The 14740-nt window shown below is 71.8% G+C and carries 13 protein-coding genes and 1 pseudogene; 6 read left to right on the forward strand and 8 right to left on the reverse strand.

The window, feature by feature from the left end; genetic code table 11:
* The first annotated feature begins 53 nt into the window (after window positions 1-53).
* Entirely contained in the window at window positions 54-1115 is a 1062-nt protein-coding gene (locus tag OG285_RS12570) for an NlpC/P60 family protein (protein ID WP_371793519.1), read from the forward strand.
* On the opposite strand, the gene OG285_RS12575 is transcribed toward OG285_RS12570, so the two are convergent.
* Window positions 1070-2242, reverse strand: a complete 1173-nt coding sequence (locus OG285_RS12575) for an alpha/beta hydrolase (protein ID WP_371793520.1) — start codon at window positions 2240-2242, stop codon at window positions 1070-1072. The two genes, OG285_RS12570 and OG285_RS12575, sit on opposite strands and share 46 nt — an antisense overlap.
* A 290-nt stretch (window positions 2243-2532) precedes the next feature.
* On the opposite strand from OG285_RS12575, the pseudogene OG285_RS12580 reads away from it, so the two are divergent.
* Together OG285_RS12580 and OG285_RS12585 are read left to right on the forward strand one after the other, a co-directional pair.
* A pseudogene (locus OG285_RS12580) lies at window positions 2533-3413 on the forward strand (SPFH domain-containing protein).
* 69 nt (window positions 3414-3482) lie between these two features.
* A complete protein-coding gene (locus OG285_RS12585; protein ID WP_371790993.1) occupies window positions 3483-3755 on the forward strand; it encodes a hypothetical protein in 273 nt (90 codons plus the stop codon).
* A gap of 113 nt (window positions 3756-3868) precedes the next feature.
* On the opposite strand, the gene OG285_RS12590 is transcribed toward OG285_RS12585, so the two are convergent.
* Both OG285_RS12590 and OG285_RS12595 read right to left on the reverse strand, forming a co-directional pair.
* Window positions 3869-4612: a LuxR C-terminal-related transcriptional regulator gene (locus OG285_RS12590; protein WP_371790994.1), complete on the reverse strand. Its 744-nt coding sequence runs from the start codon at window positions 4610-4612 to the stop codon at window positions 3869-3871.
* Window positions 4609-5895 (reverse strand): PspC domain-containing protein, encoded by a 1287-nt coding sequence (locus OG285_RS12595; protein WP_356828717.1) that lies wholly within the window; start codon window positions 5893-5895, stop codon window positions 4609-4611. The genes OG285_RS12590 and OG285_RS12595 overlap by 4 nt, the downstream gene beginning before the upstream one ends.
* A 130-nt stretch (window positions 5896-6025) precedes the next feature.
* Here OG285_RS12595 and OG285_RS12600 point away from each other — a divergent pair, with 130 nt between their 5' ends.
* On the forward strand, window positions 6026-7315 hold the full coding sequence (locus tag OG285_RS12600; RefSeq protein ID WP_371790995.1) for a PspC domain-containing protein: 1290 nt from the start codon (window positions 6026-6028) through the stop codon (window positions 7313-7315).
* Between the two features lie 291 nt (window positions 7316-7606).
* Here OG285_RS12600 and OG285_RS12605 read toward each other — a convergent pair whose 3' ends face one another.
* Both OG285_RS12605 and OG285_RS12610 read right to left on the reverse strand, forming a co-directional pair.
* Window positions 7607-8134 carry a DoxX family protein gene (locus OG285_RS12605; RefSeq protein WP_371790996.1) on the reverse strand — a complete coding sequence of 176 codons (528 nt, stop codon included), beginning with the start codon at window positions 8132-8134 and terminating at the stop codon, window positions 7607-7609.
* 143 nt (window positions 8135-8277) lie between these two features.
* Window positions 8278-9273: a helix-turn-helix transcriptional regulator gene (locus tag OG285_RS12610; protein WP_371790997.1), complete on the reverse strand. Its 996-nt coding sequence runs from the start codon at window positions 9271-9273 to the stop codon at window positions 8278-8280.
* Window positions 9274-9368: 95 nt separating this feature from the next.
* Between OG285_RS12610 and OG285_RS12615 the strand changes: the two genes are divergently transcribed.
* Window positions 9369-9767: a VOC family protein gene (locus OG285_RS12615; protein WP_356828724.1), complete on the forward strand. Its 399-nt coding sequence runs from the start codon at window positions 9369-9371 to the stop codon at window positions 9765-9767.
* A gap of 30 nt (window positions 9768-9797) precedes the next feature.
* Here OG285_RS12615 and OG285_RS12620 read toward each other — a convergent pair whose 3' ends face one another.
* From OG285_RS12620 to guaA, 3 genes are all read right to left on the reverse strand, one after another.
* Window positions 9798-11081, reverse strand: a complete 1284-nt coding sequence (locus OG285_RS12620) for a hypothetical protein (RefSeq protein WP_371790998.1) — start codon at window positions 11079-11081, stop codon at window positions 9798-9800.
* 181 nt (window positions 11082-11262) lie between these two features.
* Window positions 11263-12114, reverse strand: a complete 852-nt coding sequence (locus OG285_RS12625; protein WP_371790999.1) for a class II aldolase/adducin family protein — start codon at window positions 12112-12114, stop codon at window positions 11263-11265.
* A 187-nt stretch (window positions 12115-12301) separates the two neighbouring features.
* Window positions 12302-13876: a glutamine-hydrolyzing GMP synthase gene (guaA, locus tag OG285_RS12630; protein ID WP_356828728.1), complete on the reverse strand. Its 1575-nt coding sequence runs from the start codon at window positions 13874-13876 to the stop codon at window positions 12302-12304.
* Between the two features lie 341 nt (window positions 13877-14217).
* On the opposite strand from guaA, the gene OG285_RS12635 reads away from it, so the two are divergent.
* Window positions 14218-14532, forward strand: coding sequence for a chorismate mutase (locus OG285_RS12635; RefSeq protein ID WP_371791000.1), 315 nt, complete (start codon window positions 14218-14220; stop codon window positions 14530-14532).
* The last annotated feature ends 208 nt before the right edge of the window (window positions 14533-14740 follow it).

Consider the following 14740-nt stretch of genomic DNA (forward strand, 5'->3'; position numbering starts at 1 on the left):
TCCGCTCCCCCCGCGGATACGGCAAGGACGTACGGAAGGACGTGAACGCCCTCGTGGCCGCTCACCGAAAGCCCAGGCAACGCCCGCTCACCGGCCCCGCGGCCCGGACCGCCGCGACGCTCACCCTCGCGGGAGCCGCGTCCGCCACCGCCTTGCAGGGCGTCGGCCACGCGGCACCGCGTCTCACCCCCGCGCAGGTCAAGGCCCAGGTCGACACGCTGTACCAGGACGCGGAGACCGCCACCGAGAAGTACGACGGGGCGAAGGAGAAGACCGCGGCGTCGGAGAAGTCGCTGCGCTCCCTGCGCGACCAGGCCGCCCGCCGCACGGAGCAGCTCAACACCGCGCGCTCCGCGCTCGGTTCGACGGCGTCGGCCCAGTACCGCAACGGCGCCATCGACCCGTCACTCCAGGTGTTCCTCTCCTCCGATCCGTCGCACTATCTGGACCGGGCCGCCTATGTGGAGCACGCTGGTGACCAGCAGGCCGCCGAGGTCACCGGAGTGCGCCGGCAGCTCGGGCAGCTCGCCCAGCTGCGCTCCGAGGCGGACTCCACCCTCAGCAGGCTGCGGACCCAGCAGGCCGACCTGAAGAAGCAGAAGACCACCGTGCAGAGCAGGATCCGCGCGGCCGAGGCACTGCTCTCCCGGCTGTCGGCGCCCGAGCGCTCGCAGTACGAGTCACAGGGCGCCGGCAGGTCCGCCGCCCCGCAGGCCGCCGACCGGTCGGCGGTGCGGGGCCCGGTCGCCGCCCCCGGCTCCCGGGCGGCGCGGGCGGTCGCCTTCGCCTACAGCGCGCTCGGCAAGCCGTACGCCTGGGGGGCCACGGGGCCCTCGTCCTTCGACTGCTCGGGGCTGACCCAGGCCGCGTACCGCTCAGCGGGGGTTTCGCTCCCGCGCACCACGTACACCCAGATCAACTCCGGGCAGCGGGTGAACCGTTCCGAACTGGCCCCCGGCGATCTGGTGTTCTTCTTCTCCGGGATCAGCCACGTCGGCATCTACGTGGGCAACGGCCAGATGATCCACGCCCCGCACCCCGGCGCCCCGGTCAGGCTCGCGCCGATCGGTCAGATGCCCTTCGCGGGTGCGACACGGCCGGTGGCGGGCGCCTGACCGAGCGGTGCGCCGGTGTGGACCCTCGGTCTAAACTGCGCGCTCAGCCAGGTGAAGACATCAGGCACCTGCTTGCGCCAGACCGCCAGACTGTGTCCGCCCGTCACCGGGATGACCTGCACCGATGTCGGCGGCTTGGCCGCGGCGCGCAGGGCGAGGCCGTCCCGGTAACCGTCGCGGGGCGCGCCGGAGAGGAACAGCGAGACGCGCGGCGGGGTCTTGGCGTGGCGCAGGATCCACAGCGGATTGTTCGTACGCCGCAGCACGGGGTCCCTGGCGGTGATGGAGGCGTGCTCGGCCGCCGGATCGTTGTACCCGGAGAGCCCGGCCGCCGCGTGGTACCGGTCGGGGTGCGCCAGCGCCAGCTTCACCGCGCAGTGCGCCCCCGCCGAGTACCCGGCGACCGCCCACCCGGCCGCTCCGCGCTTCGCCCGGAAGGTGTCCTTCACCATCGTCGGCACATCGACGCTCAGCCAGGTGTCCGCGTTGATGACCCCGGACACGTTGGCACAGCCGGTGTCCTGACTGCCCAGGAGTGAGGTGCGCGGCGACACCAGGATGAACGGTGCGATCTCCCCCCGCTTCATCATCGGCGCGAGCTGCTTCCCCGCGCCGAGGCTGGAGAACCAGGCCTTCGCCGTACCGGGGAATCCGGAGAGCAGCTCGACCACCGGGAAGGTGTGGTGACGGTAGGCGGGTTCGTTGTACTCCGGCGGCAGCCAGACGTACACCTCACCGCGCACCCCCGACACCTGCCCCGTCAGCACCGTGCTGCGCACACCACTCATGCGCGGGTCGGCCACCGGCTTGAACACGGCCCGCTGGTGCGGTTCGGAGGCGAGCTGCCGCCCGCCGAGCCCGTCCGCACCGAGGTCCGGCGCGGCGACCACGTGATTGCCGGTGCCGAGCAGGTCGGCCCAGTTGTCGTACAGGCCGTTGCTGTTGTTCACCGCGACGAAGACGACCAGCACCGCGGTCGCCTGCGCGAACAACACCATCACCAGCCGGGCCGCACCACGTACGGCCGCGGGTCCGGCGACGCGCCCCCACAGCAGCAGGGGCAGCAGCACCGCGACGCCCATCATGGCGATAGCGGTGAGGAAGAACGGGGTTCCCGTCAGGCTCATCACGTGGGGAAAGATGCCCTATTGGGGCCTGGGGTTACCTGTTTTGCACCCTTTTTACGTCGTCACGTACGGCGATGACCCAACACATACGGTATACGTCCGTTTCCTTGCCTGCCGCTGGTCATCTCTGGCCGTACCTGCCCATACCCGTACGCGGTCGGCGGCCCGGCCGGAACGCCCGGACAGGACCCGGAGTCACCGGCAGGCCCGCGACAACCGACCCCACTGCCCGCGCCACGCCCCACACCACCACGACCACCGCGGCCGGGCTGGAGGCGGACGCCCCGGAGATGCCCACTCCGCATGTGCAGGAGACCCAGGCGCACGGCATCGCGGGCGGTGCCGCACTGCTGCTGACCCTGCTCGGCGCCGTGGTGGGGCTCGGGCTGCTCATCGGCGGGGGTGTCGCGAGCGGCAGCCTGGGCGCCACGCTGGTCGTGGTGGGCATCGTCGTGCTGGTCGGCTCCCCGTTCTGCATGACCGGCGTGAAGATGGTCGCTCCGGGCGAGGCCCGCGTCATCCAGCTGTTCGGGCGGTACGTGGGCACGATCCGCCAGAACGGGCTGCGCTGGGTGAATCCGCTGACGAGTGCACGGAAGATCTCCACCCGGGTGCGGAACAACGAGACGTCGGTCATGAAGGTCAACGACGCGTACGGCAACCCGATCGAGCTCGCGGCGGTCGTGGTGTGGAAGGTCGAGGACACCGCACAGGCGCTGTTCGAGGTGGACGACTACCGCAAGTTCGTGGCGACCCAGGCCGAGTCGGCGGTCCGCCACATCGCCAACGAGTACCCGTACGACGCACACGACGAGGACGCGCTGTCCCTGCGCGGCAACGCCGACGAGATCACCGAGAAGCTCTCGCTGGAGCTGACCGCACGCGTCCGGGCCGCGGGCGTCCGGATCATCGAGTTCCGGTCGCGTACGCGCCGGAGATCGCCTCCGCGATGCTCCAGCGCCAGCAGGCCGGGGCGGTCGCCGCGGCCCGTCAGCAGATCGTCGAGGGTGCGGTCGGCATGGTCGAGCAAGCCCTGGTCCGGATCAGCGAACAGGGCATCGTGGACCTGGACGAGGAGCGGAAGGCCGCCATGGTCAGCAACTTGATGGTGGTGCTGTGCGGCGACCGCGCCGTCCAACCGGTCCTGAACACCGGTTCCCTCTACCAGTGAGCGCTGGAAGGGCCGGTGAGCGGGGAAGAGCCGGTGAGCGGGCACGGGCCGGTGGGCGAGGAGGGGCCGGTGAGCGAGGAGAGCACCGGCGCCCCGGACCCCTCCGGCCCGGCGCCGCGGCGCGCGGCCAGGGCGCGCAAGCAGGTGCTGCTGCGGCTGGACCCGTCCGTGCACGACGCTCTGGCGCGCTGGGCGGCGGACGGACTCCGCAGCGCCAACGCCCAGATCGAGTTCCTGCTCCGCAAGGCCCTCTCCGACGCCGGGCGGCTGCCGCGCGACACGGGCGCCCTCCCCCGCCGCGGCAGGCCCCCGAAACCGGACCGCGGCGACGGAACGGGCTGACAGCCGACGGAATGCCGCAGTACGTGCGGCCCGCCTCCCGGCCGGCAGGTCCGGCCGGGAGGCCGCCCGGGTAGCGGAGGCGGGTGGCCGCCCCGGTGGCGGGTGGCCGCCCGTCAGACCAGCCGGCGGGCCGTCGCCCACCGGGTCAGTTCGTGGCGGTTCGACAACTGGAGCTTGCGCAGCACCGCGGAGACGTGCGACTCGACCGTCTTCACCGAGATGAAGAGCTGTTTGGCGATCTCCTTGTACGCGTATCCGCGGGCGATGAGGCGCAGGACCTCCCGCTCGCGCTGCGTGAGGCGGTCCATGTCCTCGTCGACCGGCGGTGCGTCCGTGGAGGCGAAGGCGTCGAGGACGAACCCCGCGAGGCGGGGCGAGAAGACCGCGTCGCCGTCCTGGACCCGGAAGACCGAGTCGACCAGGTCGGTGCCGGTGATCGTCTTCGTGACGTAACCGCGGGCGCCGCCCCTGATGACCCCGATCACGTCCTCCGCCGCGTCCGACACGGACAGGGCGAGGAAGCGGACCGGGTTCTCCGTGTCGGACATCAGAGCGGCCGAGCGGCGCAGCACTTCGACACCGCCGCCGCCCGGGAGGTGGACGTCGAGGAGGACCACCTCGGGACGGGTGGCCTTGATGACGGTGACGGCCTGGTCGACGTCGGCCGCTTCACCGACGACCTCGACACCGGTCGACTCGGTGCGGCCGATCTCCGCCTGCACCCCCGTGCGGAACATCCGGTGGTCGTCCACGAGGACGACGCGGACCCTGCGGCTCTCCCCGGGCAGTCCGCTTCCGGCGTCCCCCTGCGGCTCGTTGGCCCCGGTCCGGTCGGTGCGGTCGGTGGGCTCGGTCATGCTCGCTCCATCTCCAGTTCCACTACGGTGCCGCCGTCGGGAGCGGAACGCAGGCTTGCCGTGCCGCCGTTGCGCTGCATACGGCCGATGATCGATTCTCGTACGCCCATCCGGTCGCCGGGCACCGCGTCGAGATCGAAGCCGGGCCCCCGGTCGCGTACCGACACGAAGACCGTACGGCCTTCGACTTCCGCGTACACCTGTACCGCCCCGCCCTCGCCACCGTACTTGGCCGCGTTGACCATGGCCTCGCGTGCCGCCTGCATCTGGGCCGACAGCTTCTCGTCCAGCGGGCAGTCGCCCACGACCACCACTTCGAGCGGCACCCCGTGCTTGTCCTCGACCTCGGCGGCGGACTGCTTGACGGCTTCGGCGAGGGTCTCCGGTTCGTCGTCCTTGTCCTTGCCGGTGCCCTCGGGCCGGTAGAGCCAGGCGCGCAGTTCGCGCTCCTGGGCGCGGGCCAGTCTGCGGACCTCGCCCGGCTGCTCGGCGTTGCGCTGGATCAGGGTGAGCGTGTGCAGCACCGAGTCGTGGACGTGGGCCGCGACCTCGGCGCGCTCCTGGGCACGGATGCGCATCAGCCGCTCCTGGGAGAGGTCCTGGGTCATCCGGATGAGCCAGGGCCCCACGAGCAGGACGATCCCGGCGACCACGGCGAGTGCGGCGGTCAGGACGTTGCCGAGCTGCGCCGACGAGCCGCGGATCACGATGAACGCGGCGAGCCCCGCGCCGACCAGCGCGACGCCCGCCAGCGCCCGGCCCAGCGGGAGCAGCCTGCTGCTGCGGCCGACTTCCGCCCAGTGCGCACGGCGTGTGTTGTCCGCCTGGCGCCAGACGAGGACGACACCGGCGCCGATGAGCAGGACGGGCCAGATGTACGGACTGGCGTCGCCGCCGATGTCCACGTTCCCGATGAAGGCCGCCACACCGATGATCAGCGCGATGAGGGCGACGATCTGGCCCCGGTCGGGCTTGCGCAGTCGGCGGCGGCCGTCCGGGGACTCCTCGAACGGCGACGGCACACCGTGCCGCTGGACCCCGCCCGCGCCGAGCGGCACGACGAACCAGAACGCGGCATACAGCAGCGCCCCCAGCCCCTCCAGCGCGAAGAGCACGATGAACGCGGCCCGCACCCAGGAGACGGGCACCCCGAGGTGCCCGGCGAGCCCGCGCGCGACGCCGCCCAGCATCCGCCCTTCGGCGCTGCGGTACAGCTTGCGCGGCGCGGGCTCGTCCGGGGCTTCGGATGCGGCACCTGCGGCGCGGGGCGGGGCGACTGGCATGGTTCGATCGTCACATGGACGGACCGCCGCGGGCATCAGGGAAAACCCCCTGGTTCCGGGGTGCGAAATCAGGGATCGGCCAGGGTCGTCGCGGCCCCCGCCCGCGCGGGGCGACCGTCACCATGGGGGTATGACAACCCCGCCGCCGCAGAACGAGCCGCGACCGCACCTGCGGCGCCACCGGAGCAACAAGGTGGTCGCCGGGGTCTGCGGGGGGCTCGGCAGACACTTCGACCTGGATCCGGTGATCTTCCGCGTCGTTCTCGGTGTGCTGGCGGTGACCGGCGGGGTCGGGCTGATCTTCTACGGTTTCGCCTGGCTGCTGATCCAGCTGGAGGGTGAGGACGAGAACGAGGCGCGCAGACTGCTGACCGGCCGGGTCGAGGGCGCGTCCATGGCCGCGGTGCTCTTCGCACTGATCGGCTGCGGGCTGTTCCTGTCGATGCTGCACTACGTGACGGTGCTGGTCTTCGCGGCCCTGCTGTCGCTGGCCACCGCGGGCTCCGCGGTCTGGTCGGAGCGGCGCCGGCTCGCGACCCCCGAGGCGCCGGAACCGGCTGCCGGGCATCGGGTGGCAGGGCAGAAACCCGCCGGGCAGAAAGTGGCGGACGCACCGCCGGAGACGAAAGCCCCGCCGGCGCCCGGGGGCCCGTCCTGGTGGCGGGATCCGATCATCAAGGACGGCACCACCGGACCGGTCGGTTCCGGCTATCTCTGGGGCCCGTCGGACACCACCCCGGATCCGCCGCCGTCCCGCAGGTCGGCCCGGTCCGCCCCCGCCGCGAGCCGGGGGCCGCGCGGGATCGGCGGCCGGCTGTTCCTGCTCGCCCTGGTCGCGGCCGGACTCGGCACGGGCCTCTCCTGGGACAGCCGGCCGGTCGGCCCGAGCCTGCAGATCGGACTGGCCTGCGCACTCGCCGTCTTCGGCCTCGGGATGCTGCTCAGCTCGTTCATCGGCCGTACGGGATCGGGCACGATCGTGCTGGTGGTCCTCACGACGGCACTGCTGGCGGGCGCGAGCGCCCTGCCGAAGACCGTCACCTCGCACTGGACGCGTACGGAGTGGCGGCCCGCCTCGGTGTCGGCGGTGCACCCGCGGTACGAGGTGGGCACGGGGGTCGGCACGCTGAACCTGCGGAGTCTGAACGTGCCGCCGGGCGCCTCCGTCCGTACGCATGTGGAGGTCGGCGCGGGCCGGGTGTCGGTCGTCGTACCGAAGAACGTGACCGTGCGGCTCCATGCCGAGGTGGGTCTGGGCGACATCCAGTTGCCCGGTGAGAACCAGCAGGACATCGACATCTCCCCGGCCCGGGAGAGGACGATCACGCTCGCTCCCCGGGGCGGCGGCAGGACCGGAGGCACGGTCGACCTCCATCTGAAGGTCGGCGTGGGACAGGTGGAGGTGACCCGTGCACGGTGACGGTGACGGAGCGGGAACGGGCGGAGCCGGACCAGCCCGGACAGGCGGGGCGCGGTCCGAAAGTGCGGGGCAGCCCGGCGGTACGCGGTCCGGCGGGGCGCAGCGTGGCCGGCCGCGGCGGGAGTTCCTCCATGAGTTCCGGCCGGGAAAGGCGGTCGCGGGTCTTGTGCTGCTGGGCATCGCGGCCGTCTACCTCGGCGACGCGGGCGGCCTCTGGCGGACGCCGCCGGTAGCCGCACTGCCGATGCTGGCCGCCGGCCTCGTACTGGCGGGGATCGCCAGCACGGTCGGTTACGGCATGCGGCGGCGGGCAGCCAGAAGGGCGTCCACCGAGAGCAGCGGCGACCCGGCGAGCAGGAGCGGCAGCCAGGCCATGAGGTAGACGAGGTCGTTGCCGTAGTAGTACGGCGTGGACTGCCAGCTCACCGTCAGCCAGAGGCTCAGCGAGATCAGGGCGCCGCCGAGCGCCGCGACCCGGCCGTACAGCCCCAGCAGGGTGCCGATGCCGACGGCGAGTTCACCGATGGCGATCGCGTAGCCGAAGCCGGCCGGGCTCTTCAGTGCCAGGTCCACGAGCGCCGGGAAGGCCGCGGAGCCCCGCACGGAATGCATGAGCTCGCCGAGGGAACCGGTGCCTGTCGCGTGCAGGAAGGCGGAGTCGGTGAGCTTGTCGATCCCGGCGTACAGGAAGGTGACACCGAGGAAGATCCGCAGCGGAAGCAGCGAGTACCGACGGGCGGTCTCCTGCCAGCCACGCTTCCGGCTCCCCATACTCCCGCCGAGTCCGATGGGTGTGCCCGTCCGGTATCCCTGAACCATGGTGTGGTCCTGCCTCTCCGATTGCCGCGTGGCGCATGCCGGTGTGGCGGACGCAGCTACGATTTTGCGTCCTGCGCCGGGACGCCCCGCAGACGGGGTCCCTCTCCGGGACACTCGGGCCTCGCGCGCCGGGTCCGTACGCGTCAGGTCTGCCGGGCGCAGGACGCGAGGCGGTCGGCGAGCGCGGTGACGAGGTCGCGCAGTTCGTCGGGGCGCTCGATGACGAACGGCCGGTCGAGCGAGGCGAGTACCGCCGGCAACCAGTCGAGCCGCTCCACCCGTAGCTCCACGCGCCGCCAGCACTCCGTCGACTCCGTCGGCTCCGTCCCCTCCATCTCCGCAAGCTCCGCCACTCTCGCGACGGTGGCCGGAAGGCGGGCGCGGATCTGGGCGACCGTCGCGTGGATCCGCAGGACCACCTCGTACCGGTACTCGGCCGTGGCGAACCCGGACAGCACGCGCTGTGCCGGATCAGGTCCGGCGGGCTCCTCGAACGAACCGGGCAGGGTCCGCGCGGCCGCGATGCGATCCAGCCGGAAGGTCCGGTCCTCGCCGATCCCGGGGTCCGAGCCCGTGACGTACCACCGGCCCGAGTGGGCGACGATCCCGTACGGGTGCAGCGGGCGGTCACTGCGCCGGCCGTCGCGGTCGGTGTACCTGATCGAGACCGGACGCCGGTGGTGCACCGCATCGGCGACGGTGAGCAGGACGTCGGCGTCCGGGGTGGCGAACTCGCCGGGCGGCGCCGTGAACGCGAGGGATTCCAGGACCGTGTCGAGCCTGCGGGCCAGGTGCGCGGGGAGGACCCTGCGGATCTTGGCCGTTGCCGTCTCGCTCGCCGTGTCCGCCGCCGTCATGAGCCCCGCCCGGCGGCCGGCGACCAGGCCGAGCAGCACGGCGAGCGCCTCGTCGTCGCTGAGCATGAGCGGAGGAAGCCGGTATCCGGAGGCGAGCCGGTACCCGCCGTAGCGGCCCCGCACCGCCTCCACCGGCAGATCGAGGTCGATCAGCTGGTCCACGTACCGCCGCACGGTCCGCCCGTCGACGCCGAGCCGGTCGGCGAGTTCGGCCACGGTCCGGAGGCCGCCGGACTGCAGCAGCTCCAGGAGAGTCAGCACCCGTGCGGTAGGTCGGGACATGCCCAGAGCCTAACGCTCATACCGGGCCGATTCTGTCCTCTATTAGTCCTAGCCTGCGAAGTGAGCACCACGGCTCGTCAACCAGGGAGAACACCATGGACTTCGTCTCGATCCGCATCATCACCGGCGACGTCGCGCGCCTCGTCGGGTTCTACGAGAAGGCCACCGGGGTACAGGCGGTGTGGTCCACCGAGGACTTCGCCGAGCTCCGTACCCCGCACGCCACCCTCGCGATCGCGAGCACCCGCACCGTTCCGCTGTTCGCCCCGGGTTCGGCCCGCCCGGCGGACAACCACAGCGTGATCATCGAGTTCCTCGTCGATGACGTGGACCGTGTGCACGGCAACCTGACCGACCTGGTCACCGACTTCGTCCAGGGGCCCACCACGATGCCCTGGGGCAACCGGTCGCTGCTCTTCCGCGACCCCGACGGCACCCTCGTCAACTTCTTCACCCCGGTCACCCCGGACGCCGTCGAGAAGTTCGCCCGCTGACACCGCACCCAACCTCCGTGGACAGAACACCTAGTCCGTCACGTCGATCTCGCACGCCGCCGTCTCCACCCCGGCGGCCGTCACCACGCGTACCTCCACCCGGCCCGGCTCGACCTCCACCGGTACGGGCACGGTCAGCACCGTGTCCGACGGGTTGGCGAAACCGCCCGGCACCGGGACCAGCGGCACATGGACGTGCACCGCGCCGATCCGGACCACCATCCGGGCCAGCCGGTCCGGGGTCCGTGCCCCCGGCGGCACGAAGCCCGCGCCGCGGATCTCGATGTCGTCGCCGGTCCGGATCGGGGCGTCCAGGTCGCCGGCCTCCCGTGACCGGACCACCGAGAGCACCACGGGCCTGCCGCCCTCCGCGTACTTGCCCGCGAAGTACGTCGCGGCCGAGACCACGACCAGGAGCGCCAGCCCCCACGGGAGGTCGGGCAGCTGATCGGGGCGGCGGGCCAGGCGTACGCCGGCGAACAGCACCGCGGCAGAGCTGACCAGGACGTACTGCACGTCCGCGAAGCTGCCGCGCCCCGAGTCGTCGGTGAGGAGATCGGCTGCGCGCGGGCGGTCGGCGCGCACCTTCTGGAGCTTCTGGGCCAGCACCCGCAGCGCGACCACGCGCCGCACCACCACCGCCACGGCACAGACCAGCGCGAGCACGGTCACCATGCCCGCGCCCCGTGCCAGGTCGAGTCCGGCGATCAGCGCATCACGCCTGCCGTGGCCGGACGCCCCGGCGAGCTGGAGCGAGAGCACCAGGACGGAGAAGACGACGAGCAGGACCCACGCCCCGGCGACCGCACGGGAGGTGGAGAGCCGGTTGTCCTCGCCGATCACGGGGGCCAGGAGTCCACCGCGCGCCCGGTGTGTACGGGCCGCGCCGGTCAGCAGTGCGGCGGTGAGCACCGCGGCGATCAGCCCGGCGGTACGCGCCGTGCTCCAGCCCGCACCGATCGCGGTCAGCGCCTCGGCGAGCACGAGAGCCACCGCACTCCCCCACACCACCAGCAGCGTGCGCACCCACACCTGCTGGAACCAGGCTTCACCGGCCTCACGGCCGCGTTCGGCCACCGCGCGTGCCGACTCCGTCAGTTCGTCCGAGACCCACTGCCGCGAAGCTCCGGCCGAGTGGGCCACTCCGGCGGGCAGTCCCTCACCGGCCGCCAGCCCGTCCCGCCGGGCGAGGAACGCGGCAACGGCGCGCCGGTGCCCCTCGCGCGCGCCGTGCGGACAGTCCGGGCAGGCGCACCCGCCACCGTGCGCTCCGGCGTGCGGACCGTCGCCCTGTCTTGCTTCCTGTACCGCCACGCAGAACGCCGCCCTTTTCCCGCCCCGTGAACTTCCCTGCACACACGTGAACTTCCTTGCAGTTCAAGGGGATTGTGCCGCACCCGCGGAGCCGTACCGGCAGCAGGTCAGGTCAGACAGGGTGATTGACAGCGCGTCAAGTTGACGGCTACCCGCGGGGACGCGCTCGTACGGGTGCCGTTCACGCCCCTGCGTCGGGCCCGGTTCCGCTGATCTGCCGCCACAGCGGCTGGTAGTTGATCCAGGCCACCAGGTCGCTGCCCAGCTGCTCACGGGTGGCGACCGCGTTCCTGTGGTCGATCGGTACGGGCTTCCCCGCGGCCCGGGCGGTGAGCTGGACCTGACAGGAGCGTTCCATGGTGAGGAACCACCAGGCCGCCGCGTCGACCGAGTCGCCCACGGTCAGCAGCCCGTGGTTGCGGAGGATGAGCGCCTTGCGGTCGCCGAGTGCTGCGGCGATCCTGCGGCCCTCCTCCTCGTCCACGACGACGCCCGTATACGTGTCGTAGAGCCCGTGATCCTCGTAGAAGGCACAGGCCTCCTGGGTGATGGGGTCCAGCAGCTCGCCCAGCGCGGACAGCGCCCGCCCGTGCAGCGAGTGGGCGTGTGCGACCGCGACGACGGCGGGCCTGGCCCGGTGCACCTGGGCGTGTACGGCGAAGGCGGCCTGGTTGACGTGGTGGCGGCCATCGACGACCTGCCCGTCGCCGTTGACCAGGATCAGATCGCGCGCCCCCAGCCCCGCCAGTGGCGCCCCGAAGGGGTTCACCCAGAAGCAGTCGGGATACCCCGGGTCGCGGGCGGTGATGTGGCCCGAGACGCCGTCCTCGTATCCGTACCGCGCGAAGAGCCGCAGCGCCCCCGCGAGCCTCTCCTTGCGGTACTGCCGTTCCTCCGCCGGCGTGTCGTGGACCGGCGGCATCGCGAACCGGAGCTGATCGACCGGTACGGGCTCGGGCGCGGAGGCGGCCGGGACGTTGCCGGGCGCGGGGGCGGAGGCAGGGGCCGGTATCGGGGCTGGCATCTCAGTCATGGCCGGAAGCTACCGCGCGTTACCGCAGGTGAACAGAGTCGTGCACCGCCCAGTCGCGCATGGCCGCTCGTACGACGTCGGCCGTACACCGCCCCGTCGCGCACCGCCGGTCTCGCACCGTCCATGGAACGACAGCAGAGCGCCGCCGCATCGGACGTCCGGTGCGGCGGCGCTCGTCAACTGCGGGTCACTCCCACTCGATGGTGCCCGGGGGCTTGCTCGTCACATCGAGCACCACGCGGTTCACATCGGCGACCTCGTTGGTGATGCGCGTCGAGATCTTCCCCAGCACCTCGTACGGCAGGCGCGTCCAGTCCGCCGTCATGGCGTCCTCGGACGAGACGGGCCGCAGCACGATCGGGTGGCCGTAGGTGCGGCCGTCGCCCTGCACGCCGACCGACCGGACGTCCGCGAGCAGCACCACCGGGCACTGCCAGATCTCGCGGTCCAGACCGGCCGCCGTGAGCTCCTCACGCGCGATGGCGTCGGCCTCGCGCAGCAGGTCGAGCCGCTCCTTGGTGACCTCGCCGACGATACGGATACCGAGGCCGGGGCCGGGGAACGGCTGGCGCTGGACGATCTCCTCCGGCAGGCCGAGCTCCTGGCCGACCATCCGGACCTCGTCCTTGAAGAGCTGCCGCAACGGCTCGACCAGCTCGAACTCGATGTCGTCGGGGAGCCCGCCCACGTTGTGGTGGGACTTGATGTTGGCGGTGCCGGTGCCGCCGCCGGACTCGACGACGTCCGGGTACAGCGTGCCCTGCACCAGGAACGCGACGTCCTCGCCCGCGTCGGCGATGATCTCGACCTGCGCCTGCTCGAAGACCCGGATGAACTCCCGCCCGATGATCTTCCGCTTCTCCTCGGGGTCGGAGACACCCTTGAGCGCGGTCAGGAAGCGCTCCTCGGCGTCGACCACCTTGAGCTGGACACCCGTGGCGGCCACGAAGTCCTTCTCGACCTGCTCCGTCTCACCCTTGCGCATCAGACCGTGGTCGACGTACACGCAGGTCAGCTGGGAGCCGATGGCCTTCTGCACCAGGGCGGCCGCGACGGCGGAGTCGACGCCGCCGGAGAGCCCGCAGATGGCGCGCTTGGTGCCGACCTGCTCGCGGATCAGGGCGACCTGCTCCTCCACGACGTTCGTCGTGGTCCACGACGGGTCGATGCCCGCGCCCCGGTAGAGGAAGTGCTCAAGCACCTGCTGGCCGTAGGTGGAGTGCAGCACCTCGGGGTGGTACTGGACGCCGTACAGCTTCTTCTCGTCGTTCTCGAAGGCCGCCACCGGTACGACGCCGGTGGACGCCGTGACCGTGAACCCCTCGGGGGCGGCCGAGCAGGCGTCGCCGTGCGACATCCACACCGGCTGCTCGGCCGGGGTGCCCTCGAAGAGGGTGGAGGCGGACTTGGAGACGGAGAGGGCGGTCCGGCCGTACTCCCGGGCGCCGTTGTCGTCGACCGTGCCGCCGAGAGTGGTCGCCATGAGCTGGAATCCGTAGCACATACCGAAGACAGGAACCCCGGCCTCGAACAGCGCCCGGTCGACGGTGGGCGCGCCCGGCGCGTACACGGAGGACGGACCACCGGAGAGGATGATCGCCCTCGGGTTCTTCGCCAGCATCTCGGCCACCGGCATGGTCGACGGCACGATCTCGCTGTAGACCCGCGCCTCACGGACGCGACGGGCGATGAGCTGGGCGTACTGCGCGCCGAAGTCGACTACGAGGACGACCTCGGGGGCGGCGGGGGGTGCTGCTGGCACGGGGCGGCCTTCCGGCGGGAAAGGAGGGGGTCTGGTACTGGGTCTTGTACTGGGGTCCGGTACGGGGGTCTGGCACTGGGGGGCTTGTATGTCGATTCTAACGGGGCCGGGGGAACCGGTTTGTCTCTCCCTCCGAAGGCCGTCCATACTGGCCTCATGCATCAGCAGCTGACCTTCGTCTTTACCTATGGCACCGGCCCGTCCGGCTGCCATGGTCGTGCTGCTTGATCACCCGCTGACAAGCACTTCCCCAGGCGCCCCGGACCGGCCAGGTCCGGGGCGCCTGTGCATTCCGGACCGTGCCGCTCCGGGGCCCGTATCCCTTCAGGAGGCCCGGACACATGAGCACCGACACGCACCACACGGACCTGCACGGCATGGAACTGCACGGCACCGGCGCGCACAGCAGTGAGGCGGCTGGCGTGATCACGGGCGCGCGCGACCGCATCGACAGCCTCGACGACCGGATCATCGGCCTGATCCAGGAGCGGATGGCGGTGTCCGCCGTCATCCAGGACGCCCGGATGACATCCGGCGGGCGCCGGGTGAACCTCTCCCGTGAGATGGAGGTCCTGGGCCACTACAGCCAGGCGCTCGGCAAGCCGGGCACGGGACTCGCGATGACCGTCCTTGAACTGTGCCGGGGGCGGATCTGAGGCCGCCCGGTGGATTTGAGGTCGTCCGACGGATCTGAGGCCGCCGACGGGCCTGAGGCCACCGGGGCCCCGTGCCCGCCGGGGACAGCCCGTATCTGAGTTCGGGCCCGCTCTCACCCGTACGGCGCGTGACCGGGCCCGGCAGCCCTTCGTTGGTCCAAGCGTCCGTGTCAGCCAGGGGCGGCCTGTTGGAAAAGAGAAAACCACG

Origin of the sequence: Streptomyces sp. NBC_01471 (assembly GCF_041438865.1) — a bacterium.
Lineage (GTDB): Bacteria > Actinomycetota > Actinomycetes > Streptomycetales > Streptomycetaceae > Streptomyces.